We start from the raw sequence: 22,936 nt of genomic DNA on the forward strand, positions 1-22,936 counted from the left end.
GTATACGATCGGATTTGATAAACCAAGTTGACAATTAAAATTGAAATTGCTATATGGGATTTATCGAAGAAGATTCGATTCCTATTTCCTCCATGACACGCCTTACGATTCCATCGCAATAAATAAGGTTAAATTCATAAAGGTCTAGTGGGGAATACGCCTTCTCAAATTGCTTTCGAAGCATCGATTTAGCTCGGCTAAGGCGAGTTTTTACATTGCTTGGACTTATGTGAAGGATTTCGGAGGTTTCCTCCACATTGAATCCATTGATTTCGCGAAGAGAAAAGACCATGCGATAGTCCTGCGGGATTTTCTCAAGGGAAGATTCAATCAAGAATCCCAGCTCTCGGTTGTTGATTTGTTTGTTAGTGTCTAGATCCATCGTTTCGAACATAGGTTGCATTTTGTCGGTGATTTGGACCCCTGAGTGTTCGTATCGGAAGCTGGCCTTTTCTTTTTTATGGTAACAGTTGTTAAGCATAATACGAATTAGCCAAGTCTTAAAATTAGATCGCTCCTCAAAATGAGCGAGGTTTCGATACGCATCGACAAAGGTATCCTGCATTAAATCCTCAGTGTCTTCATGTCCAAAGTTATAGCTCCGTCCTACCTTATAGAGATAGGGGTTAAAGCGCCGGACTATGAGTTCATACAGTTTGGTTTCGCCCTGAAGAACCCGAGAGATAATTTCAGTGTCTGTCAATTGGTCGAGTGGTCTCATTCGTTGGAAACTATTTTAGAGAGTTGAGCCATGCAAAATGCACTTATAGCCATCACTAAATCTCGAACCGCAACATCTAAATAAGAAAAACTTAAGAGTAGTGTAAGGGCAATGAGTGCAAGCCAGGCTGCAACAATACTTCCACCAAGGTACGGTTTTTTTAGGACGATCAGACCGGCGACGATTTCAATGACGCCGACAATCATCATAAACGTGGAATCGGAAAAAGGAAGTAGGTCCGCAAGCGTCGGATTTAGGTACTGGGACCAGTCGGTTAAAAAGTTTGTGAATTTGTCTAGTCCTGCGACAATCGGTACCACTACGAAAACGTATTTTAATACATTTTGGATTTGTTTCAATTGAAGAGTTTGAGTAGTTTCCATTTTGTTGAATTTTTTGGTTTATACTCTATTAGAGTGAATCAAAATGGAAAGGGTTACAATTAATATTTTTGTGGGTGAACAAATGGTTTTCGGATCTCTATCTCCTCACGTGCATGGATGCACTGGATCTTTAAAGAGATTTGAATATGAAAGGAAGGACTTTCCCTTTTAGGGCAGAGTTCGCACTGCTTCCTAGTATTTTTTGGAGTCTAATCCAGAATCTTCTTCCGGTAGTTTTCTCCCCATTCTTTGAGAGGATGATTGATGGGTTTTAACTTTCAGAAGAACTTTGAGGATTTCGGAGTAAAGGAGAATAAAATTATATTTGTAATCAATAGTTTGATGTCGAACTATTTTTTTATATCTTTGCAAAATGAAATTTGGTTACAGAGAAGATTTAAGAGTAATTGTTTCCCTGATGGACACAGTTCGAGAAATTCGCAAAGTGGTTCGTTCTCATTTTGCACACAAGATGAAAGAGCAAAATATCGACATCACGATAGAAATGCTTGAGGTCTTAAGTATTCTTTGGCGTAAAGAGGGTATTAACCAACAAGAAATTGTCGAAAAAACGAATCGCAACAAGGCGAGTATTACTTCCTTAATCGACAATATGACTACGCGTGGACTCGTTCGCAGAGATTCAGACCCTTTAGACCGTAGAAGCAATTTGATTTACTTGACCAAGGAGGGAGTTCAGTACCAAGAAAAGTTAAAGCCCCTTCTGGAGGAGATCTACGAATCTTTTCAATCCGATATTGATTACGATCAACTTGTAGAAACCAATCGCGTTCTAGAGAAAATTTACCAAAAAATACTTGAAAAAGAATAGACTTTTTCTTTTTTTAATAGTTCGAACTCAAACAGTATAATAACAAACTAAATTACATAAATGAACAGTAAACTCAAATGGATAGCCGTGGGAATTGGCTTTTTTACCAGTGTCGGTTTCCAAGCACAAGTCTCAAGCGAGCGCGTGGTGAGCATCGAGGAGTTGTTTGAATTAACAAAGGAAAATCACCCTAATTTAGCCGTCTCCAAAGCAGACATTCAAATCGCAAAGCAAGCGATAGAAGTTGCCAAAATGGCAAAACTTCCTAGTGCAAATGCAAGTCTGCAGGCCTACTATTTAGCAGATGCCCACTTAATTGACAAAGATTTTTCAAATAGTACTCGAATTGAGATGCCTCATTTCGGAAATACCTTCTCTGTGGACGCAAGTCAATTGATTTGGAAAGACGGAGTGATTCGAAACAGTATAAAAAGCAAAGAATTGCAAGCGCAGTTAAGTGAACTTTCTTACGAGTCGAACGAGCAAAACATTAAGCTTTTGGTACTTGGGTATTATCTAGATTTATACAAGCTAGTGAATCAAAAAGCCGTATATGAGCAGAACATTCTTCTTGCTCAGCAGCGTTTAGACAATATAAATACCTTCTACAAAGAAGGAATGGTCACAAGAAACGATGCCATTCGAGGGGAACTTCAACTTTCCAATTTGAAACTTGCATTAGAAGTGGTGGAAAACAATCGTCAAATCTTGAACAAACAACTAACCACTGCCCTTGGTCTTTCCGATTCGGTCGAAATTTTGCCAGATGAATCAATGCTGCAGAGACTTCCGCAGGCACTTAATTTAACTTCTTATCGAGAATCTATTTCTAGCCATCCGGTGGTCTTAATGAACGAGAAGAGGAAGGAAATCTTCGAAACTTCGGAAGAAATAGCCAAAGCGGAGAGGATGCCCTCTTTGTCCGCCTTCATGGGGAACAAACTTTCACGTCCTGTGACCACAAGTTCACCGGCTCTTGACATGTATACCAACGGATGGAGCGCAGGACTCTCTTTGGATTTCTCAATTGATGCTTTGTACAAAACGCCAAAGAAAATTAAGCAGATCCAGTTTGAAAAGGGGAAAGTAGAGGCGCAGAGCGTAGAGGCTACTAAAATGATTGATGTGGCTATACATGCGGCCTTTATCAAATACAAAGAATCCCTAAGTCAAAATACGACTCTAAAAACGAACCAGAAGTTAGCGGAAGAAAATTACAGAATTATGAACAGCAAGTATAACAACCAATTGGCTATACTTCTCGATTTAATTGATGCTAGTAATGCAAAGTTAGATGCGGAATTGCAATTTGCGAATTCTGAGATCAGCATGATCTACGCGTATTATAAACTACAAAAAGAGAGTGGAACTCTAAATTAATTATTGACCTTATAGAATGAACTGAATATGTCTCAAGAAACTGAAAATACAAACCCGAATATCTCTTCAGAAATGAATTCAAAGCCAAAAATGCCCGCCAAGAAGAAAATCAAAAAGAAAAGCAACCTCGTGAATATCCTAGTCTTTATTTTGATCTTAGGTGGACTTGTTTTTGTCGCGAAATCTTATTACAGAACCGGTAGCGATCGTTTTACGAATGCGGCTCAAGTGGAATCTTATATTAATCCGATCAATACAAGGGTATCGGCCTACATTAAGGAGATCCGATTTGAGGAACATCAATTTGTAAAAAAGGGCGATACACTTCTGATCTTAGATGACCGAGAAATTCAAACCCAAGTAGGGCAGGCGAATGCAGCGTATATGGCGGCCATAGCCTCTCGAAATTCCACTACAACCTCTGTGAGAACTGCCATAAACAACGTGGGCACCGTAGGGGCCAATGTGCAAGCGGCAAAGGCCTCGATTGATGTCGCGAAAGCAAGACTATGGAATGCAGAGCAGAATTTCAACCGATACAAAAACCTATTGATGGACGAGGCTGTGACCCAACAGCAGTACGATCAAATGAAAACCGATTATACCGCTCAAAAAGCGCAATTGGAGTCACAAATCTCGCAATACCAGTCTGTAATCAACAGCAAGACCACAAGTGAGCTGTCTGTAAATGAAGTGCAGTCTAGACTTGGGATGAACGATGCAGAAATTATACGGACCAAGAATGCACTTGAAATGGCCAAACTAAACCTTTCTTATACGGTAATTACGGCTCCGCACGATGGGATTATGGGAAGAAGAACCGTAAACATAGGTCAACTTTTGTCCCCAAGTCAACAGGTGGCCACCATCGTGGACAGCAATCACATTTGGGTTACCGCAAATTACAGGGAAAAACAAATGCAAAACGTCACAGTAGGCGGCCTTGCAAGTTTGAAAATAGATGCTCTTGGAGGGAAGGAGTTTGAGGGAGTCGTCAAAGCGATTTCCGGAGCTACGGGTGCAAAATATTCCGCTGTGCCCTTAGACAACTCCACTGGAAATTTTGTAAAAGTCCAGCAAAGAATTCCTATTCGAATCGAATTTACAAAGAACAATGAAAAAGAAGATTTAAGTAAACTACGCGCGGGTATGAACGTAGAAGTCACCCTTAATTAATGAATAAAATTCCATTTAACTACAATCATTTCTATGTATAACAAAGGTCCTTTTGCCAGTTGGGTTCCCAAACCGCTCATGCTGATTTTGATTCTAGTCATTATGTTTCCTTTGATGACTGTAAGTGGAGTCTATAGCAGCACCGTTAGCAATGTGTCAGGTGCACTCGCCACGTACACGGAATATATTTCCTTCGCCAACAATGCAGGTGCTATTGGAATGGGTGTCTCGTTGTTAATTCTACTGAGGGTAAAAATGCGTTTTCGTAGCAGGGAAATTATAACAGGCTGTGCGCTTATTTTGGCCGTATTGTCCTACATATGTGGAACGACGCAGGATCCGATGGTGATGGTAGTGGGTAATTTTCTTATCGGATTCTTCAAAATGTTTCCCATGATGGAAATGGTACTACCCGTCATGATGATCATTACCCCCACAGCCGACCGCGGGAAATTTTATGCTGTGTTTTATCCTCTTTCCATTGGATTTGGGCAATTGGCAGCTTATTATTTTGCCATCCTTGTTTTTAATGGTACCTATCAAAGTCCCTACTTTTTAATGTCAGGGATTATGCTAATAATCGCCCTTTTGTCACAGATTTTTCAGCATAACCAAAGGTTTAGTTTTAAAATGCCCTTGCATCAAATCGATTGGCTTTCGATTCTTTTGCTGTCCGGTTCCTTTATGAGTTTAAATTATTTTCTTGTATTTTTAAAACAGCAGGGTTGGTTTGTTTCGCAAAGTATCTTTGCTTCGCTTGTTGTAGGCATTTTGCTTTTTGTTTTACTGATCTATAGGCAAACCTTTTTGAGACGAAAATTAATTGATTTTTCGGTGTTCAAGAAAAGAAATGTGATCCATGCCACCTTATTGCTCTTGTTCATGGGGATCTACTTGGCGAGTACTTCCCTATATGTACAGTATACAATTGGAGTTTTAGGGTACGACAATACGATTAATGCGCATTCCAATTTATGGATGATTCCTGGTATTGTCATTGCCGGTATTTTAGCCTATTTTGGGTTTAAGAATAAGTGGAATATGAAGTATTACATTGCCTTTGGATTTATTTGTTTTGCGCTGTATACAATGATTTTGTATTTCCTTATTCAACCCCAGATGGACTTGCATTACCTAGAGTATGCCATGGTTTTAAAAGGGCTTGCGATGGGCGTTTTGTTTATTGGGATCTGGTTTTATGCCTCCCTCAATCTTCAGGTTGATCAAATGCTAGGGATGATGGCCGTCTTGATAGCCGTGCGTAGCTTTTTAGGTGTAGCAATTGGAAGCGCCCTTATAGGCTGGGCAGGGTATCAAGCACAGTGGCAAAGTATGTATGATTTGAGTAATTCTTTTGATATGGGAGCGGTAGCTAATGGAATGTCGGTCTATAAGGATCTAAATCTAAATGCACTTATGGCTTCTTCTAAAATTGTTCTCGGCTCGCTTGTTTGGCTACTGATTCCCGTTCTAATTCTAGTCCTGACGCATTCGTATGGAAACTTTAATTTTAGAAGGGTAATCTTACTTAGAAAAGTGGTTCGAGGCAGCTCTATCAAAGGGTATCGACTCAAATAATAAACACGACTATCCATACGATACTTTTTCGACCCACTTTTCGATCGTAGCTGAAATGCGTTTGTTTACGCCTTGTCTTTGGCGTGCACCCTTGGTGCCAATATTCATAGGAACTGGTTTTTGTATTTCTTTAGGAAACTATAGAAATGCAAAATTTTAAAAAACTCTCCGTATTTGCTCTGCCCTAAAGTTTTGATTTTCGGAAGTAGCAGCTGCGTGGTTGAAAGGGTGAGGGGAGCGGCAAATTAAATTAATATCCTTTGGAAACGTATATTTGATTATCTTTACTTTAGAATTTGATTGTGAGTTCTTTACCAACCACTGCTACAATCCAATAATAAAAAAAGATAACCCTATGAAATGTGTATTTTCCGCAATGCTGTTATTCCTTTTGTGTACGTTCACAAAAGCGCAAGACCAAGATCCTTTGACGGAGTATATGAACCCATCTGCGGTGCACTCGCTACTTTCGAAGTACACGGGCTTATTCAAAATGCAAATATCAATTTCCATGGGAGAGGGGGAGAAGCCCCTGGTTGTTATTGTGAATTCAGAAAATAGAATGCTGCTAGGGAATCGATTCTTAGAAATGAAACAACTGGGCAATATGTTGGGAACCGATTACCAATCGATCAGCACGCTTGGATTCAACAATAGCGACAAAAATTTTACATTGACCACTATTTCAAATTTGCTAACGGGAACCTTAAGTCTAGTAGGTCCCTGGGATGAGAAGATGAAAGTGGCAACAGTAAGAGGGAAAATGATGGATCCAATGACGAAAAAAATCCTTCCGGTGAAACAGGTTATTACCTTTGTTGACGCCGATACCCTTCTAATTGAAAATTTCGATAAACACGCCGACAAACCGGAACAGTTAACCATTTGGTACAAATTAACTAGAATCCGTTAACTCGTAATGGGAAACTTAGACCGTTGAGGAAATTAGCGAAAACCTAAAGAAAGTTGATTATGGAACTATCAGCCAAGGCCACCATTCAAATTCAAAAACCCATTGATGTGGTTTTTGAGGGGATTGTTAATCCTGAAAATATGACAAAATATTTCCTTTCGGAAAGCAGCGGCCGCATGGAGAGCGGAAAGGAACTGATTTGGAAATTTCCTGAATTTCCAAATGAATTTCCGGTAAAAGAGATTAAGATAGAACCCAATCGCTCCGTTTCGTTTGTTTGGGACCCACAAACCGTTGTACTTATTTTGTTAGAAGAACAGCCTGATAAATCCACGGTGGTTAAAGTGACCGAAAAAGGCAAGGATTACAGCGAGGCCAATTTAAAATGGGTTATCGAGAACACCGAAGGTTGGGCCAATTTCCTAGCCTGTATGAAAGCCTATCTAGAGTATGGGATTGGGCTTCGAAAAGGAGCCTTTGAGTATATAAAAAAAGGATAATAAGTAGAACAAAGAACTAGGGGATACACCGTATTTTGCCTTTCTAGATTGGGAATGAGCTCCTAAAAAGCGAAATTCAAAGGCGGCTAGTCATTATTTTGCATTTTAGGAAAGGAAGAGACATAAGGAACATCTGAAACCCAAACCCGGGGTAAACATACTTCACGCTAGGGTCGCTTCCATACGATTAAAGTTGATATAATAGATAACCAAGCACTGCACCCCCAAAGACAATAAATGCACTGTTGATGGTTTTGAATTTAAAAACGATAATCGTACTTATTAGTGCTATACTGATCGTCTTCCAATCGGTAATGGTTTCTTTACCCATTGTAAAACAAATAGCAATAATAAGAGCAACAGATGCTATGTTTACAGCATCCAGTGAAGCGGACAGTGCTTTCGAGTTTCGCATTTTTTTCATCAAAGGGTTAAGCAATGCCACCAATAGGAACGAGGGAAGAAAAATGGCAATCGTGGAAATAACAGCTCCAGAGAGTCCATTGATTTGATAACCAATAAAAGTTACGGATGAAAAAACAGGCCCTGGTGTGAATTGTCCAACGGCAATAGCATCCATTAATTGCGGTCGGGTAAGTAAGCCTTGTGCTACCAGTTCGGTATCTAGAAAGGCAAATAAAACGTACCCGCTTCCGTAGAGAATTGCACCTATTTTTAAAAATATCCAAAACAATTTGATATTTGTTTCGGACAGCAATTGATTGTATTCAATTTGAAAAAAAAGAACTGGAATTAAACTTTGTAGTGACTTGCTTTTTTGATTCTGAATATAAAACATACCCCATGCAACCAGGCCAGCTCCAAACAATAAATAGATTTCATTGATTCCCAGCAAAGAAAAAATTAATACTGCGATGCCTATAAATACTAAAAAGACAGACTTACTCGATTTTTTGGCTAACGGAAAAACTGCGCCGATAATAATGGCAATAATTGCAGGTTTGATCCCATAAATAAACGGTTGTACTTCGGGTAATTGTCCATATTGTTTGTACAGCCAGGCAAATATACCGGTAATGAAGACCGCCGGCATAATAAAGCACAATCCTGCAACGAGTAGTCCTTTCCAGCCCGCTTTATCGTATCCGATGTGTATCGCCATTTCCGTGCTATTGGGTCCGGGTATGAGATTGGTAGCTCCCAATAAATCTAAAAAATGCTGTTCGCTCATCCACTTTCTTTTGACGACAACCTCCTGCTGCATCATCGCGATATGAGCTGCAGGTCCTCCAAATCCAATGATTCCCAGCTTGAGAAAAAATCGGGCTATTTCTTTTATACTAATTTCTCGTTCCATTCCTCATTAAATTTTCATCGATAGACCAATGACCACCCCCTTTTATTAAGAGAAAAACACAACCTAAAAGCATGGCCCAATCTGTACGGCTTGCATGAAGAAATCCCCAAAAGCCCTCATTTGCAAATACATCAACTTTGGTGGTTGCAAACGCAACGAGCATTATGAGGATTAATGGAATACTAGCCACACGGGTTAGTAGACCCACTAAAAGTAAAATCCCACAGAGGATCTCGAAAAAACCGACCAAATTTCCCAACAACTCAGGGGATGGAAGTCCGATTTTCTCAAAGCGGCCAGCCCCACGAATGGCCGGAAATAAAAATTTTTGGATTCCTTCGGAAAGGAAAACAGCTCCCACAATCAAGCGGATTATAATGGTGGTTTTTGATAGATCGGTATTAATGACTTTTTTGAACATGGTAAGTAATTTCTTTTATCTTATAGACATAGTACGATCTCGAGCATTGCAACCCGTTTAACCAAAGCAGAGGGTGCGAACTTTTCAGATGCTATTTCAAGCTTACAATTTGGGTCAATGTGAATAGTCATACGATGGCTGAATTTGTAGTAGGATTTGGTTATGCATTTTGTCTTTCGAATGTCGATTTGAAGTGACGATGAATTGTTATGTTTTTTTGGTTGCTCGTATAGAATATACCATAGGTATTTTATCGTGCAAATGTTCTATTCTGAATTTATTAGGTTCGAACTCGGTTGTTTTGTTGAAGCAATTGTAGGGCGAGTAATCATATTCGTCCAGTGAATGAATTTCAAGGCCATTATTGATTAAATTGTTTAATACCTCACTTAATCCGTGATTCCAGGACACCGTGGACAGAGTGATATCCGCCTCTTTGTCTGCATACGTACCATTTTCTGTTTCTATAATGGCTCCGGAATTAAAATATCGGTATCCAATTTTCTCAAAGTTGTAATCAAACATCCAAACCACAGGATGAAATTCTACAAAGACAAATTGTCCGTTTGGCTTCAAAAAAGTAGAAATTATATTTGCCCATTTGTGAAGATCTGGAAGCCAACCAATGGTACCATAACTGGTAAATACTACATCGAATTTTTCGTCTAAATGGTTGGGCAGGTCATAAATGTCGCAACAAATGAACTTGGCATTTGAATGGGCTTCTTTTGCTATTTGTTTAGCTCTTTCAATCGCTTTGTCTGATAAGTCCACACCTGTCACCTCCGCACCAAGCCTCGTTAACGAAATGGAGTCCATTCCGAAATGGCATTGCAAATGCAAAATTGTTTTTCCTTGAATATCCCCAAGCAGGTCTAATTCAATTTCATTTAAAGAAGTTTTGCCTTTAAGAAATTCCTCAAGGCCGTAAAATTCCGAATTTATATGCGAGTCCGTTCTTTGGTTCCAGGATTGTCGGTTTATTTCGATATAGTTGGATTCTGAGTTCATTACAATATGCTTTTTTTGCCGTCTCACTTTTTGAATAATGAAATTTGAAGTAGTGAATTTAGCATTATTTTGTGAATTACAATGTTAATTCTAATTTGAGCCAAGTCTTCACTAAAGCGGTATCTTCGAAGTAAATCTTTTTAAGAGCTTTTCCGCTTTTGAATCCTTCCGTGAGGAAATCAATTATTAACAAGTTCTGTTGTGGTGTCCGTATCTCGTGACTGTTTCTCGATACAGAATCTAAATAAGTCGTTATTGATAGTGGATTACGTAGGGTAAGATGTAAAAAAGTAGTACGCTTATTCTTTTATTTTTAGTTCTTTAGTCAAATCCAAAAAATATTGTTTAGACCAAATGTCCAGCACTCTTGGATTTGGAATGAATCGCTCAACATCCTTTTTCGCAACCTCGAAATTAAGACTTTCAATCCTCGATCTCAACAACCTAGTAAATTCTGTTTGGGAAATCGTTTCTTTTACCCAATCACCACTATCTATTGCTCTTAATAAAAAATGCTGAAGATTAAGGCTTACTCCCTTTCTGATATACCATTCCAAATCATATCAGTCACGACCTTTAATATTATTTCCCCATTTTCTGAAAAGTAATGCGTGTATTTTACCCGCAAATAAATCTTCTAGCACAAAACATTTCATTGAACTTACTGAAAAAACCCTTTCTGGAATTAATCCATAAAATGACAATGCCGATTCCACCGAAACATAACTTGGTGCATAGAGAGTATTGGCAATACTAAAATTTTCTGGTAATACATCACTATTCCAAACGTACAATCCTTTTTTTAAAGGAATCAATTTTTGCTCTTGTATCAATGAATGAATTTTGTCGTTGGGTCTTTTATACTCGTGCAAAATACTTAGCAACACCTGATGTGGAATCGGATGTGCTGCATTTTTTTGTATTAAAACTTCAACATTCACGATACAAATGTAAAAATGAAAATAGATAATCGGAAATAAATCGATTATCTATTTATAATTTAACAGAGAATTGTTATAAATTGCTTATGATATTTTCAGGTGATTGTCCAACCGATTTGGACCACCGCTCATCTACGATAGTGGTTCTACATAGGTTAGGTGGTTACGGTAGTTATCTATTTTTCCTGATTGGAACTTTGAGTTACCCGAAATTAGTTAAAAATTCCAATTATTGGAAAAGCAGCAATTTAATTTTATTGATCTTTGTGTGGAAATACACGTGGGCAACAAGCAAAAAAACAACAACAGACATTATCGAAAATTTAATAAACCATATTGCCAATTTTATTCCAATCTCAACCGAACTAAAATGCCGACTTGAAACAATTGGGGAAATTAGAAATCTTTCTAAAGGCCATTTTCTTCACAAACCGGATAGAACTTGCCGAAGCACTTATTTTATCACCAGCGGTCTAATAAGAACGTACTACCTTAAAGGAGAGAAAGAAATCACAGATAATTTTTCCGCGGAAAACGAATGGATAACTTCAATTTATAGCTTTCTTCAAAACATTCCAGACTTTTTCCATATTCAAACCTTGGAAGCAACGGAACTCATTGAAATTACTTTAACCGACCTTGAAGAGTGCTTCAAAGATTTCCCCGAGATGGAAAGATTTGGACGAATGCTCATTTCCCAGTATTTTTTGCAGCAGTCGGAGCGCATCATTTCTCTTCAGTTTAATTCTGCGATCGAACGGTACCAATTCTTTGAACGAACTCAAAAAAACAAGCTACAAAGAGTACCCTTAGGAATGCTTGCCTCTCATTTAGGAATGACACAAGAAACTCTAAGCAGGGTAAGAGGCACAAAGGGTGTTTTTTGATTTAGGTCAAATTTTGCGAATAGATAAGACATTATCTTTGTCTCAAATAGTCTACCATCAATATATGAAAAACAAACATTACGCAATTGCTGGCCTTTTAGCTCCTATTTTACTTTGTACAACGTATTTCATAATGGCCAATCAAAGGGTGGAATACAGCTTTTTATATAAACAAATTAGTGAATTGGGATCTCTTGATGCGCCAAATAAATGGCTTTGGAATATATTTGGATACATCATTCCAGGAATTCTTATTTCTATATATTCCATAGGATTGTATAAATCAATGGCCTCAAAAGAATCGTCCAGACTGCCTTTAATCGGCATATTTCTAACGGGTTTCTTTATGGCATTTTCAGGTGTTTTCCCAGCCGATATGGACCACCGCTCATCTACGATAACGGTTCTACATAAGGTGGGTAGCTACGGTAGTTATCTGTTTTTCCTGATTGGAACTTTTAGTTACCCGAAATTAATTAAACATTCCAATTATTGGAAAAGCAGCAATTTAATTTTATTGATCTTTGTGTGGATGACGATTGTTGCTGGGTTTTGGTATTACATATTTCCTAGCATTCCTGCTGTAGGCCAACGGATTACTTTTTTCTTTGTATTTGCTTGGATTGCCTATACAGCAATTAAGCTTTATAAGCTTCCGACCGAATGCCCAGTAACTCTTATGGAAAATGAAAAATAAATGTTTGAATTAAAATGAATTTCACCAGAAGAGATAAGATTGAAATATTTGAAAATGCAATAAGTTGGATAATTGTTTTTGCAATGTTCGTATATGGCGGAGCAAAAATCATACAATTTAATGGTGCATCTGCAATAAACAAAAGTGTTTCGGAATTGAGTGGAATGGAATTAATGTGGGCATTTTATGGTTACTCTAAATCATTCGCAATAACTCTCGGTATTTTCGAAATTGTTGGAGGAATTCTTATTTTGATAAAGAAAACGAGAGTGATCGGCTCTTTATTTACTTCCACGATATTGATAAATGTTATTTTACAAGACATTTATTTTGGAGTTCATCTAGGAGCATTGAGAGCTGCTATTATCTATCAATTATTGATATTAATTATTTTGTGGCTGAACAGAAATAAACTTATTCGAAGTATCAAAACGTTATTGGAATCTAATAAAATTCAACAAACGAAAATGAAGTATATCGTCAAAATAGTAATGGCTTTAGCCTTATTTGCCGCATTGCGAATATTGGAATATTACATAACTATATTTTAAATCGTTCCTATTTTCAGGGAAGATTACAACCCCTCTTTTAAGGCTGTATCGTTATTTGAAAATATTCCTTTAACTATTGATCGCATAATAATTACTATTAGAATGACACTGCTATTCGAGAACAAGTTTATTCCCCAACTTTTTCCATTCATTGATACCTCCATCGTAAACCGTAATGTCTGTAAAACCTAAACTTTCAAAAAGTGAATAACCAATAGCGGCACGAGCTCCACTTTGACAATGAATAATGATCGGTTGATTTTTATCTAGTTTTGACGCCTTATCGTTTATTTCAAGCAAAGGCAAATTCGCTATACCAGTAATATGTCCTTCAGCGTATTCTTTAGCTGTACGAATATCCCAAGCCTGTATGCCTTTTCTCTTCACAGTTTTTGTCAAGTCCTCAGGTTTAATGTATTGAATTGACTTCAAGTTCTCAGACGAAATATCGTTCACCACGCCTAACACATTGTCAAACCCTACACGCATCAACTTATGCGCTAATGTTTTTTCGTTACCTTTTTCTGCTATAAATACGACTTGGTCCTTATGATTTACTAATTGTGCAAACCAATTGTTAAATCCTTTATTCAACTCAATATGTATCGTATTCGGATGAAATCCTTTTCCTACTTCTTTGCGAACACGAGTATCAATTACTTTTACTCCTTTACCAATCAGACTTTTTATTTCCGAAGCATCAAGTACTGCATATCGGTCCTCTGCGAACTTATAGGATGTCCCATCACGATTCCACTCTTTCATCAACTTGAAATAGGGAGGAGGAACCACTTGATCCGCCAATATGTATTTTATAAATTCGGATTCTTTACCTGAATATTGTAAAGCAGGATTAGTCAATTTTTCAGCCTTCAATGTAGAAAATGGAATGTTGCTTAACGTCTTTCCGCAGAATGAACCTGCACCATGACCAGGCCATATTTCCATATCATCAGGTAGCTTTCTGAACTTTTCGATACTTTGATAAAGCGCTGCGGCAGAAGCGGTAGAATTTGCTTCCCCCTCTTCGTATTTCTCTAATAAATCAGGTCTACCCACATCGCCCACAAAAAGAAAGTCACCCGTAAAAGCCTTTATTGGATTAATCATATCCTTATTTGAATACAACAAAAAGCTAATGCTTTCTGGCGTATGACCCGGAGTATGTCGCACTTGGAGAAAATATTCTCCAAATGCCAACTTATCTCCTTGTTTCAATGGTAGATAATCAAATTTATATTGCCATTCCGCAGATCCCTCTTGAGATAAGGCTAATGTGGATGCAGTCAATTTTGCTAATTCACGTGCGCCACTTAAATAATCGGCATGAATATGTGTTTCGGTAACGAATTTCAATTTAGCGTCATACGCACTCAATGTATCGATGAACTCTTGAACATCTTTACGCGGATCAATCACAATCGCTTCCTTTGATTGGTTATCAATCAAGATGTAACCGCTTTGCGAAAGACCTTCTTCATGTAGGCGCTTTAGGATAAGATCTTGAGCTTGAAGGTTAAAACCTATCAGGGTCAAAATCAAACTCATTCTGAAAATTAAATTTCTCATAATTATTGTTTTAAAGGCTTATTAGTAATCGTCCATTCTTTCATGCCTCCTGCATAATTTCTTACCGACTCGAAACCATATTTTTTCAAAATTGAATAGGCGATGGTTGAACGGTCTCCTGCCTGACAGTAAATCACGATGTCTTTAGATTTATCTAACTTGTCCAAGTTCGACACGAGCGTTCCTACAAATGCATGTGTCGCACCTTCGATTTGTCCAGCAGCGAATTCTTTCTCATTACGTACATCTACGACTTGTACATTATCCTCTTGAATAGCGGCCTCAAATTGATCCATTTCGATGACGTTAGCGGTTTGCAATTCAATGCCTAAATCTAGAACTGAATCCATAAAACCATAGATATTATCCAAACCTATGCGCATCAATTTGCGTGTGATGTCTTCCCTCTCTGATTCCTCTGCAACAAGCACAAAGGGAACATCGTAGCTAAGCACCCAGCCCATCCAATTGGCAAATGTATTGTTTCCTTGGATATTTAACGAATTAGGCAAATAACCTTTCGCAAATTCAACTTTATTACATGTATCTATCACCAACATACCATCTTGATATACTTTCAAAAACTCGTCTTTTGATAATTTTTTATGTTGAGGTACAGCCGTCAATAAAGGTCTATCCACTTTATTCAACTTTTTCATCATCGCAAAATACTTTGGTGCTTCGGGTTGACCCTCTAATAAATCTTTTGTAAAAAATTCTTCATTATCACCATATTGCAGTGCCCAGTTTCTGATTTTTTCGTACCCTACAGTAGTACTTGGTACAGCTCCTAAAGCTTTACCACATGCGGAACCTGCTCCGTGACCTGGCCATACTTGTACGTGATCTGCCAAACTCATAAAGCGTTGGATTGACTCAAACAATTGCTTAGCACCTTTCTCTTGCGTACCTATCATACCCGCTGCTTTTTCTAACAAATCGGGTCTACCTACATCCCCTACAAACACAAAATCTCCTGTGAATAGCATTATGGCTTCTGGTGTCGCTGGATGGTCTGTCAACAAGAAACTAATACTTTCTGGTGTGTGACCTGGAGTGTGCAATACTTCCAATGTCAAATTACCTAACGTAATCACATTTCCGTGTTTCAATCCTGTGTGTGCAAACTCATATTGCCAATCAGCACCGCCTTCATCTGATAATAATAATTCGGCTCCTGTTAATGCAGCCAACTCGCGCGCCCCACTTAAGAAGTCTGCATGAATATGTGTTTCGGTTAATTTAGTAATTTTTAAGTTGTTTTCGGCAGCGATTTCTAAGTAAGTATCTACATCGCGTTTTGGGTCAATGACAATAGCTTCGCCTTTTGCTTGACAACCAATAATATAACTTCCTTGCGCTAATGTCTTGTCGTATACGTGTTGAAAAAACATACTATTTAAATTTTAATTGTTTACTATTTAATTGCTTATGGATACAAATTTAGATAAAGTGCGTGTGCCTATCCGCAACTTTTGTTACACAAGGAATACGATGTTAAAACCAGATTTCTTTGAAAAAGATATAGATACCCATCAGCAGTACAAATGTGCCAAAAGCAGGTTTTAACTTATCACTATTAATAATTTTTGTGAGGTAAGAACCTATAAATATTCCGACTATAGACAACGAAGTCAATGTGAATAAAAACGTCCAATCCAATGATTCATTTCCCAATTCGCCGGTAAATCCTATTAATGATTTTGCCGCAATAATGACTAGCGAAGTGCCTACCGCTTCTTTCATCGGAAGCTTAGAAAATAAGACCAAAGCTGGAATAATTAAGAAACCTCCACCAGCACCTACGAGTCCTGTTAATACACCGACGAATGAACCTTCTAACAAAATCATCGGGTAATTGAACTTTTGTGGTTGCAGTTCCTCTGTCGTATCAGACTTTTTGCCTTTTAGCATCGTATAAGCCGCCACGACCATCAATATCGCAAAAAGAATCATGAGGAAAATATCTTTGGTCACTTCAAATTCAGCCAGTGTTAACAAATTATTTGGAATTGCTGGCAAGATATATTTACGTGTGAAGAAGACAGCAATAATAGACGGTATTCCAAAAACGACAGCCGTCTTTATATTTACCAATCCTTTTCTGAAATAGGTAATAGACCCCACAACACTAGTCACACCTACAATAAATAGCGAATAGGCTGTAGCAGTAACAGGTAATACAGCGAATATATAGACCAAAACAGGTACGGTAAGAATGCTTCCTCCGCTACCTATCAAACCCAATAATACTCCAATCAAAATGGATGCTAAATATCCAATTGTTTCCATGACTTTTTCAATTTGTTGGTGCAAAGGTCAGCAAGTGAAAGAAAGCCTACAGTTACATTTGTTACACAGAAACGAGAAATTATTGCAACAAAAAAGCGAGAATCTCTTCTCGCTTTTCTAATAAAATATATCCTGCTTTTAATGAGGAAGTTTATCCTTTAACAAACCATATATCCATGTTCCCAACAAAGCACTCGCCAATACAACTAACATCGGTAAATAACCTGCTCCAGTGAGAACAAAAATAGGTCCTGGGCATGCGCCTGCCAAAGCCCATCCTAATCCAAATATCGTACCTCCTACTAAATAGCGAGCGATCGATTTGTCCTTATCTGCAATTGCAATTGCCTTATTATCTATATCCTTTACTTTTTTTCTTTTAATGATTTGAACCAAAATTACACCGGTCGCCAAGGCTGTTCCCATTAGACCAAACATGTGAAAAGATTGGAAATTAAACATTTCGTAGATTCTGAACCAAGAGGCGGCTTCAGACTTGAACATCAGTATCCCGAAGAATACACCTACTAGTAAAAAAACTATATTTCTCATATTAGATTAGAATAAAAGTGGGAAAATAAAGTGAATCATGATAATACCCCCAACAAAGAAACCGATTGTCGCGATCAAAGAAGGTAATTGCAAATTACTAATGCCTGATATTGAGTGACCTGAAGTACAACCTCCCGCATAACGCGCACCAAAACCGACAAGAAGACCACCCACGATTAATAACACTAACACTTTAGGGTCACTAAAAGCTTCATTGCCAAAAAACTCAGTAGGGACATAATCTTTCCCTGCACTGTGAATACCCATTGCTTCGAGCTGTGTGATAGTTTTAGGATTCAAATCAGGAGATTGGCCTGCGCCTAAATAATTAGAAGCGATAAATCCTCCAATCATAGCACCTACTACCATCAGGAGATTCCATTTTTGGCTACGCCAATCGAATTTAAAGTATGACGCTGTTTTGCTCGCTCCGCACATCGTACACATCGTACGCAAGTTGGACGACATCCCAAAGTTCTTACCTAAATAAAGCAATACAAACATCGTGATTGCTATAAGTGGCCCACTTACATACCAAGGCCATGGTGACAATATCATATCCATAATCATTTAATTTGCTGCAAATGTCTTGAAGTATTTTCATCCTATCAGTTACATTTGTTACATAAGAAAAGGCTCAACGTTATTTGTAAAGCCTTCTATTTATTTGACGAGTATCTCAATACTATTCCGGTTGAGCTTGATTCGACCTTCTGTTTCCAACGCTTTTAGTAATCTTGAGACCACTACGCGCGAAGTATTCAATTCTTCCGCTATATCTTGATGGGTTTTGTAGACAATTGTACTATTTTCAATTTTGCTTTTTTCGAAAAGGTAATTCAACACACGCTCATTCATATCCATAAACGCGATCGTATCTACAGCATTTAGTAATTCATTGAAACGGTTATTGTAACTTTCAAAAACAAAAACCATCCAACTTTTGTATTTCCCGATCCATTCCGACATCTTCTGAACAGGAAACATTAAAATAACGCCTGGCACCTCACCTATAGCACGGATCTCACTCTGTTTCTCACGCAAACAGCAGGTCATAGACATCGCACAAGTATCCCCACGCTCTAAGTAATAAAGTAATAGTTCTCCACTGTCGTAATCTTCACGCATCACTTTCACTGCACCAGACAATAAGAGTGGCATCATCTTAATATACTGATTGTAATCAATCAACACGTCACCTTCCTTAAATTCAACAGCTTTTGATACTTGAACGATTTCAGCTAATAATTCTTGTTCAAAAATACCACCATATGTTTGGTAAAATAATTTTTCCATAGCATTTATAACTTGTGTCTGACAAATATAAATATATCAGATCTAAGCTTGAGTACCCTAGGTTACACAAGCAAATAATTAATGGATTAGAAGCTGAAAATTTTAATGAAAACACCTTTTCTATCCGAGATACGTCCGAAAATAAAAAAAGCCACTGATAAATCAGTGGCTTTTGTCGGGGTGGCAGGATTCGAACCTGCGACCTCCTGGTCCCAAACCAGGCGCGATGACCGGGCTACGCTACACCCCGAGTTTCCGGTTGCGGAGGGTGTGGGATTCGAACCCACGCGACACTTGCGCGTCGACAGTTTAGCAAACTGCTCCGTTAACCACTCCGGCAACCCTCCTTGCAATCTTCGTTTTTAAAGAACTGCTTTTCTCTAATTGCGAGTGCAAATATAACAAGGATTTTCATATTAACCAAAAAAAATCGCTTAATTTTTTTTGTATTTTTGGAATCTGAAATCACTTAAAAACACTTATTATGCGTAAAACATTAGGTGTCATTGGATTAAGCTTTTTAGTTTTTTCCTGTGCGCCACAAGCACCGACGAAAAAAAAGCCGGAATTACCGAAAACGACTACTGCGACTGCGACGAGCAAGACTCCGCCGGCAGAAAAAAAGCCAATTCCACAACCTGCAAAACCAAGTGTAGAGCACCAAGGGAAATATGATTTTTTCAAAGTAAATATTGCCGACGCAGCAAACAATGATAATACGATTAGTCATGGGTCGATTGTGACGGCAGAACCCAAAGGGTATAGTGTGACAAAAGCGTATTTTCCTTCCCTCGGGCAAAACTATCGACAACGTTATCTTATTCTTCACTACACAGCGCTAGATGACGATCGTTCGGTTCGCGTCCTAACGACCCAAAGTGTAAGTGCGCATTATTTGGTAGGGGATCAAAATGACAAAGAAATCTATCAGTTGGTGGACGAGAACAAGCGAGCCTATCATGCCGGTGTTAGTTCTTGGCGCAAAATTGAAAATTTAAATGATTCCTCTATTGGTATTGAAATTGTGAATCCGGGATACACGACAGACTCTGTAGGTCAAAGGGTTTTTTACCCTTACCCCGAATGGCAGTTCAAAAAAGTAGCGGCTTTAGTGAAAGATCTAGTGGATCGTTATCAAATTCTGCCCACGAATGTTTTAGGACATTCCGACATTGCACCTACAAGAAAACAGGATCCAGGTCCTTTGTTTCCTTGGGAAAGGCTTTACAAGGAATATGGCATAGGGATGTGGTATGATGAGCCGACCAAGCAGCGATTTATGAACGCTCCGGAATCGCAGAACTTTGAATCCCTACTTTTAGATTCCACTTTTATCTTCAAATACCAGACCTACTTGAATGAGTTCGGTTATGGACTACTTCGATCAGGCTCTGTGGATCAGGCCACACAAAAAACGATCGAAGCGTTTCAGTACCGTTTTAGACCGCAAAATGCAAGTGGAGTAATGGACCTAGAAACATGGGCCATTTTACAGGCATTGCTTGAAAAATATCCGACTAAATAATTCTCTTTGAATTAGATACTTTACGCGCGCTCGAATAGGGCGCGTTTTTTTGTTCAATCTATCAAAAACTCTTAACTTTCCCTCAAATATTTTTTTGATGGCACAATTTAGAAAAGAAAGCGATTTGTTAGGGGAACTGGATGTTCCGATGGAAGCGTATTATGGCGTTCAGACGCAAAGAGCAATTGAAAACTTTCACATTTCGGGTCAGAAATTATCGAGTTATCCTCGTTTTATTCGCGCCCTCGCGTTCGTGAAAAAAGCAGCAGCAAAGACCAATTATGAACTTGGACTTCTAAATCAGGAGCTTTACTCGAAGATTTCGGAGGCCTGCGACGAAGTAGCAGACGGAAAGTACAATTCTCAATTCCCAATTGATATGATTCAAGGGGGAGCAGGAACGTCTGTCAATATGAACGCAAACGAAGTAATCTCCAACATTGTACTAGAGAAATTAGGAAAGCCGAGAGGAAGTTATGAGTTTTGTTCTCCGAACGACCATGTGAATCTTTCACAATCGACCAACGATGCGTATCCTACCTCCATCAAACTTGCCCTTCTGCAACAGAATGAACTTTTAATTTCTACACTTAAAAAAGCAATCTTGGCCTTTCGTGCTAAGGGGGTGGAGTTTCACGATGTAATTAAAATGGGAAGAACCCAACTTCAAGATGCCGTACCGATGACCCTTGGTCAAGAATTTGAAGCGTTCGCAGCCACCTTAGAAGAAGATATTACAAAATTAAATGCCAATGCAAAGCTCTTTTTAGAGGTAAACATGGGAGCTACCGCCATTGGAACCGGAATCAACGCACCGGCAGGATATGCGAACCTCTGCGCTAGAAATTTAGCTAGCATTTCTGGATATCCTATTGTTTCCGCAAAGAATTTAGTAGAAGCTACTCCGGACACAGGAGCCTACGTCATTTACTCTTCGGCTATGAAGCGTTTGGCCGTAAAGCTTTCTAAAATATGCAACGATTTACGTCTTTTGTCCTCGGGTCCTAGAGCGGGTCTCTTCGAGATTAACCTGCCTGCAATGCAGCCTGGTTCTTCCATTATGCCCGGCAAAGTAAATCCTGTGATTCCTGAAGTCGTAAACCAAGTTTGCTACAAAGTGATTGGGAACGATTTGACCGTTACGTTTGCGGCGGAAGCAGGACAACTCCAACTCAATGTGATGGAACCTGTTTTGTGCCATGCGATCATGGAAAACATTTACTTCCTTAACAATGCTTTAGAAGCCCTAACCGATAAATGCATTGTAGGGATTACAGCAAACAAGGATATCTGCTTAAACATGGTGAAACACAGCATAGGAATTGTTACAGCTCTCAACCCCTATATAGGATATAAGACTTCAACGAAAATTGCAAAAGAAGCGTTAGAGACAGGAAAAAGCGTATACAATCTAGTGCTTGAACATGGAATTCTATCGCAGGAAAAACTAGATGAAATTTTAGACCCTAAAAATATGCTCGCTCCTCAAAAACTATGAGTTTGAAAATTCTTATCGTGATGCCTACCCACAACGAAGAGCAGTCCCTTGGGTTTGCGCTAGAATCGTTACGAAGGCAAACGTATAAGGAGTTCAAATTGGTGGTGGTCAATGACGGATCCACCGATCAGAGTGCACAGATTGCGAAAGACTTTAGTGAAAAAGATTCTCGTTTCCGGCTTTTAAACTTGCCTTCTTCGGAGCATCAGCCTGGAGCCAAGGTGGTTCGAACCTTTAACAAAGGACTTTCTACAGAAAACTTGAGTGAGTTTGATGTGGTTTGTAAGTTTGATGCGGACATTGTCTTCCCTGAAAATTATCTGGCTCGTTTGGAGAACGTGTATAAGAGTTCGCCTCAGGCAGGTATGGTCTCGGGTATTGTGAAAATCCCCAGGGGACCATTTGAGCCGAAGGATGCCTTTGAGTTTCCACCCGAGAGTGCGGACTGGGAATTTGAGGCGATTAGTTCGAAGGACCATGTCAGAGGCCCTATAAAATCATATCGCGTGGCTTGTTTTAAAGCGATGGATGGACTTCGAGAAACATTGGGGTGGGACAACATTGACCGAATGCTGGCTCAAAAGGAAGGCTTTGAGGTGCTCACACTGAAGGATTTATGGGTGAAGCATTTAAGACCAACCGCGGAGCGATATAAAAATCAAAAAGCAACCAAGCTCGGTGTCTATTTTTACAACATAGGACTTAGTTTGCCATTGGTTCTTATATCTGCAGCCAAAGCCTCAAGGCATCAGGGTGGGGTCGTTGCCTTTTATCTGACTTTGAAAAGTTTCTTAAGTCAATCCGGAACTAAAAAACTCACCTCCGAAGAAATTAGCTACATTCGAAAGCTTCGGTGGAAAGAAGTCTTTTCTAAATTGAAATTTAAAAAATGATA

At 38.8% G+C, this 22,936-nt stretch carries 25 protein-coding genes and 2 tRNA genes; 12 read left to right on the plus strand and 15 right to left on the minus strand.

Annotated features, from left to right (window positions below):
• Nucleotides 1-49 precede the first annotated feature (49 nt).
• Complete coding sequence (locus ACX3PU_RS04520) at nt 50-721, minus strand: sigma-70 family RNA polymerase sigma factor (RefSeq protein ID WP_459083726.1); 672 nt, start codon at nt 719-721, stop codon at nt 50-52.
• Nucleotides 718-1,104: a hypothetical protein gene (locus tag ACX3PU_RS04525; RefSeq protein ID WP_459083727.1), complete on the minus strand. Its 387-nt coding sequence runs from the start codon at nt 1,102-1,104 to the stop codon at nt 718-720. The genes ACX3PU_RS04520 and ACX3PU_RS04525 overlap by 4 nt, the downstream gene beginning before the upstream one ends.
• Nucleotides 1,105-1,477: 373 nt before the next feature.
• Between ACX3PU_RS04525 and ACX3PU_RS04530 the strand changes: the two genes are divergently transcribed.
• From ACX3PU_RS04530 to ACX3PU_RS04555, 6 genes are all read left to right on the plus strand, one after another.
• Nucleotides 1,478-1,936, plus strand: coding sequence for a MarR family winged helix-turn-helix transcriptional regulator (locus ACX3PU_RS04530; RefSeq protein ID WP_459083728.1), 459 nt, complete (start codon nt 1,478-1,480; stop codon nt 1,934-1,936).
• A 60-nt stretch (nt 1,937-1,996) separates the two neighbouring features.
• On the plus strand, nt 1,997-3,316 hold the full coding sequence (locus ACX3PU_RS04535) for a TolC family protein (RefSeq protein ID WP_459083729.1): 1,320 nt from the start codon (nt 1,997-1,999) through the stop codon (nt 3,314-3,316).
• Between the two features lie 27 nt (nt 3,317-3,343).
• Nucleotides 3,344-4,492, plus strand: coding sequence for an HlyD family secretion protein (locus ACX3PU_RS04540; RefSeq protein WP_459083730.1), 1,149 nt, complete (start codon nt 3,344-3,346; stop codon nt 4,490-4,492).
• Between the two features lie 33 nt (nt 4,493-4,525).
• Complete coding sequence (locus ACX3PU_RS04545) at nt 4,526-6,070, plus strand: efflux MFS transporter permease (protein ID WP_459083731.1); 1,545 nt, start codon at nt 4,526-4,528, stop codon at nt 6,068-6,070.
• 355 nt (nt 6,071-6,425) lie between these two features.
• Nucleotides 6,426-6,983, plus strand: coding sequence for a DUF1579 family protein (locus tag ACX3PU_RS04550; protein WP_459083732.1), 558 nt, complete (start codon nt 6,426-6,428; stop codon nt 6,981-6,983).
• A 59-nt stretch (nt 6,984-7,042) separates the two neighbouring features.
• A complete protein-coding gene (locus ACX3PU_RS04555) occupies nt 7,043-7,483 on the plus strand; it encodes an SRPBCC domain-containing protein (protein WP_459083733.1) in 441 nt (146 codons plus the stop codon).
• A gap of 187 nt (nt 7,484-7,670) precedes the next feature.
• Here ACX3PU_RS04555 and chrA read toward each other — a convergent pair whose 3' ends face one another.
• The 5 genes from chrA to ACX3PU_RS04580 all read right to left on the minus strand — a co-directional run bounded on the left by chrA (nt 7,671) and on the right by ACX3PU_RS04580 (nt 11,174).
• Nucleotides 7,671-8,801 (minus strand): chromate efflux transporter, encoded by a 1,131-nt coding sequence (gene chrA, locus ACX3PU_RS04560; protein ID WP_459083734.1) that lies wholly within the window; start codon nt 8,799-8,801, stop codon nt 7,671-7,673.
• Nucleotides 8,785-9,222: a DoxX family protein gene (locus ACX3PU_RS04565; protein WP_459083735.1), complete on the minus strand. Its 438-nt coding sequence runs from the start codon at nt 9,220-9,222 to the stop codon at nt 8,785-8,787. The genes chrA and ACX3PU_RS04565 overlap by 17 nt, the downstream gene beginning before the upstream one ends.
• 207 nt (nt 9,223-9,429) lie before the next feature.
• Nucleotides 9,430-10,233 (minus strand): class I SAM-dependent methyltransferase, encoded by an 804-nt coding sequence (locus ACX3PU_RS04570; RefSeq protein WP_459083736.1) that lies wholly within the window; start codon nt 10,231-10,233, stop codon nt 9,430-9,432.
• A 299-nt stretch (nt 10,234-10,532) separates the two neighbouring features.
• Nucleotides 10,533-10,790: a hypothetical protein gene (locus ACX3PU_RS04575; RefSeq protein WP_459083737.1), complete on the minus strand. Its 258-nt coding sequence runs from the start codon at nt 10,788-10,790 to the stop codon at nt 10,533-10,535.
• Between the two features lie 6 nt (nt 10,791-10,796).
• The gene (locus ACX3PU_RS04580; RefSeq protein WP_459083738.1) at nt 10,797-11,174 is read right to left on the minus strand and encodes a hypothetical protein; all 378 of its coding nucleotides are present in this window, start codon (nt 11,172-11,174) and stop codon (nt 10,797-10,799) included.
• Nucleotides 11,175-11,260: 86 nt separating this feature from the next.
• On the opposite strand from ACX3PU_RS04580, the gene ACX3PU_RS04585 reads away from it, so the two are divergent.
• From ACX3PU_RS04585 to ACX3PU_RS04595, 3 genes are all read left to right on the plus strand, one after another.
• A complete protein-coding gene (locus ACX3PU_RS04585) occupies nt 11,261-12,061 on the plus strand; it encodes a Crp/Fnr family transcriptional regulator (RefSeq protein WP_459083739.1) in 801 nt (266 codons plus the stop codon).
• Nucleotides 12,062-12,125: 64 nt separating this feature from the next.
• Nucleotides 12,126-12,758 (plus strand): DUF998 domain-containing protein, encoded by a 633-nt coding sequence (locus ACX3PU_RS04590; RefSeq protein ID WP_459083740.1) that lies wholly within the window; start codon nt 12,126-12,128, stop codon nt 12,756-12,758.
• A gap of 14 nt (nt 12,759-12,772) precedes the next feature.
• Nucleotides 12,773-13,309: a hypothetical protein gene (locus ACX3PU_RS04595; RefSeq protein ID WP_459083741.1), complete on the plus strand. Its 537-nt coding sequence runs from the start codon at nt 12,773-12,775 to the stop codon at nt 13,307-13,309.
• 111 nt (nt 13,310-13,420) lie between these two features.
• Here ACX3PU_RS04595 and ACX3PU_RS04600 read toward each other — a convergent pair whose 3' ends face one another.
• The 8 genes from ACX3PU_RS04600 to ACX3PU_RS04635 form a co-directional block, all read right to left on the minus strand.
• Nucleotides 13,421-14,878, minus strand: coding sequence for an MBL fold metallo-hydrolase (locus ACX3PU_RS04600; protein WP_459083742.1), 1,458 nt, complete (start codon nt 14,876-14,878; stop codon nt 13,421-13,423).
• A 2-nt stretch (nt 14,879-14,880) separates the two neighbouring features.
• Nucleotides 14,881-16,272, minus strand: coding sequence for an MBL fold metallo-hydrolase (locus tag ACX3PU_RS04605; protein WP_459083743.1), 1,392 nt, complete (start codon nt 16,270-16,272; stop codon nt 14,881-14,883).
• A gap of 103 nt (nt 16,273-16,375) precedes the next feature.
• Entirely contained in the window at nt 16,376-17,170 is a 795-nt protein-coding gene (locus tag ACX3PU_RS04610; protein WP_459083744.1) for a sulfite exporter TauE/SafE family protein, read from the minus strand.
• 138 nt (nt 17,171-17,308) lie between these two features.
• Nucleotides 17,309-17,722 carry a DUF6691 family protein gene (locus ACX3PU_RS04615; protein WP_459083745.1) on the minus strand — a complete coding sequence of 138 codons (414 nt, stop codon included), beginning with the start codon at nt 17,720-17,722 and terminating at the stop codon, nt 17,309-17,311.
• Nucleotides 17,723-17,728: 6 nt separating this feature from the next.
• Nucleotides 17,729-18,286 carry a YeeE/YedE family protein gene (locus ACX3PU_RS04620; protein WP_459083746.1) on the minus strand — a complete coding sequence of 186 codons (558 nt, stop codon included), beginning with the start codon at nt 18,284-18,286 and terminating at the stop codon, nt 17,729-17,731.
• Between the two features lie 99 nt (nt 18,287-18,385).
• Nucleotides 18,386-19,018 (minus strand): Crp/Fnr family transcriptional regulator, encoded by a 633-nt coding sequence (locus ACX3PU_RS04625; RefSeq protein WP_459083747.1) that lies wholly within the window; start codon nt 19,016-19,018, stop codon nt 18,386-18,388.
• 175 nt (nt 19,019-19,193) lie between these two features.
• A tRNA-Pro gene (locus ACX3PU_RS04630) sits at nt 19,194-19,268 on the minus strand.
• A gap of 12 nt (nt 19,269-19,280) precedes the next feature.
• Nucleotides 19,281-19,365, minus strand: a tRNA-Ser gene (locus ACX3PU_RS04635).
• A 137-nt stretch (nt 19,366-19,502) separates the two neighbouring features.
• On the opposite strand from ACX3PU_RS04635, the gene ACX3PU_RS04640 reads away from it, so the two are divergent.
• The 3 genes from ACX3PU_RS04640 to ACX3PU_RS04650 all read left to right on the plus strand — a co-directional run bounded on the left by ACX3PU_RS04640 (nt 19,503) and on the right by ACX3PU_RS04650 (nt 22,934).
• A complete protein-coding gene (locus tag ACX3PU_RS04640) occupies nt 19,503-20,543 on the plus strand; it encodes an N-acetylmuramoyl-L-alanine amidase (RefSeq protein WP_459083748.1) in 1,041 nt (346 codons plus the stop codon).
• Nucleotides 20,544-20,640: 97 nt separating this feature from the next.
• Nucleotides 20,641-22,041 carry an aspartate ammonia-lyase gene (aspA, locus tag ACX3PU_RS04645; RefSeq protein WP_459083749.1) on the plus strand — a complete coding sequence of 467 codons (1,401 nt, stop codon included), beginning with the start codon at nt 20,641-20,643 and terminating at the stop codon, nt 22,039-22,041.
• Between the two features lie 2 nt (nt 22,042-22,043).
• A complete protein-coding gene (locus tag ACX3PU_RS04650; protein WP_459084014.1) occupies nt 22,044-22,934 on the plus strand; it encodes a glycosyltransferase family 2 protein in 891 nt (296 codons plus the stop codon).
• The last annotated feature ends 2 nt before the right edge of the window (nt 22,935-22,936 follow it).

This window comes from Chryseobacterium sp. A301 (assembly GCF_054489425.1).

Bases quoted from the DNA above. Each gene is read 5' to 3' on its own strand.
- ACX3PU_RS04605 (WP_459083743.1), bottom strand. From the start codon at position 16,272: ATGTTTTTTCAACACGTATACGACAAGACATTAGCGCAAGGAAGTTAT.
- ACX3PU_RS04570 (WP_459083736.1), bottom strand. From the start codon at position 10,233: ATGAACTCAGAATCCAACTATATCGAAATAAACCGACAATCCTGGAAC.
- aspA (WP_459083749.1), top strand. From the start codon at position 20,641: ATGGCACAATTTAGAAAAGAAAGCGATTTGTTAGGGGAACTGGATGTT.
- ACX3PU_RS04525 (WP_459083727.1), bottom strand. From the start codon at position 1,104: ATGGAAACTACTCAAACTCTTCAATTGAAACAAATCCAAAATGTATTA.
- ACX3PU_RS04585 (WP_459083739.1), top strand. From the start codon at position 11,261: ATGATATTTTCAGGTGATTGTCCAACCGATTTGGACCACCGCTCATCT.
- ACX3PU_RS04600 (WP_459083742.1), bottom strand. From the start codon at position 14,878: ATGAGAAATTTAATTTTCAGAATGAGTTTGATTTTGACCCTGATAGGT.
- ACX3PU_RS04610 (WP_459083744.1), bottom strand. From the start codon at position 17,170: ATGGAAACAATTGGATATTTAGCATCCATTTTGATTGGAGTATTATTG.
- ACX3PU_RS04540 (WP_459083730.1), top strand. From the start codon at position 3,344: ATGTCTCAAGAAACTGAAAATACAAACCCGAATATCTCTTCAGAAATG.
- chrA (WP_459083734.1), bottom strand. From the start codon at position 8,801: ATGGAACGAGAAATTAGTATAAAAGAAATAGCCCGATTTTTTCTCAAG.
- ACX3PU_RS04535 (WP_459083729.1), top strand. From the start codon at position 1,997: ATGAACAGTAAACTCAAATGGATAGCCGTGGGAATTGGCTTTTTTACC.
- ACX3PU_RS04555 (WP_459083733.1), top strand. From the start codon at position 7,043: ATGGAACTATCAGCCAAGGCCACCATTCAAATTCAAAAACCCATTGAT.
- ACX3PU_RS04625 (WP_459083747.1), bottom strand. From the start codon at position 19,018: ATGGAAAAATTATTTTACCAAACATATGGTGGTATTTTTGAACAAGAA.
- ACX3PU_RS04615 (WP_459083745.1), bottom strand. From the start codon at position 17,722: ATGAGAAATATAGTTTTTTTACTAGTAGGTGTATTCTTCGGGATACTG.
- ACX3PU_RS04530 (WP_459083728.1), top strand. From the start codon at position 1,478: ATGAAATTTGGTTACAGAGAAGATTTAAGAGTAATTGTTTCCCTGATG.
- ACX3PU_RS04565 (WP_459083735.1), bottom strand. From the start codon at position 9,222: ATGTTCAAAAAAGTCATTAATACCGATCTATCAAAAACCACCATTATA.
- ACX3PU_RS04620 (WP_459083746.1), bottom strand. From the start codon at position 18,286: ATGGATATGATATTGTCACCATGGCCTTGGTATGTAAGTGGGCCACTT.
- ACX3PU_RS04550 (WP_459083732.1), top strand. From the start codon at position 6,426: ATGAAATGTGTATTTTCCGCAATGCTGTTATTCCTTTTGTGTACGTTC.
- ACX3PU_RS04520 (WP_459083726.1), bottom strand. From the start codon at position 721: ATGAGACCACTCGACCAATTGACAGACACTGAAATTATCTCTCGGGTT.
- ACX3PU_RS04590 (WP_459083740.1), top strand. From the start codon at position 12,126: ATGAAAAACAAACATTACGCAATTGCTGGCCTTTTAGCTCCTATTTTA.
- ACX3PU_RS04595 (WP_459083741.1), top strand. From the start codon at position 12,773: ATGAATTTCACCAGAAGAGATAAGATTGAAATATTTGAAAATGCAATA.
- ACX3PU_RS04545 (WP_459083731.1), top strand. From the start codon at position 4,526: ATGTATAACAAAGGTCCTTTTGCCAGTTGGGTTCCCAAACCGCTCATG.
- ACX3PU_RS04640 (WP_459083748.1), top strand. From the start codon at position 19,503: ATGCGTAAAACATTAGGTGTCATTGGATTAAGCTTTTTAGTTTTTTCC.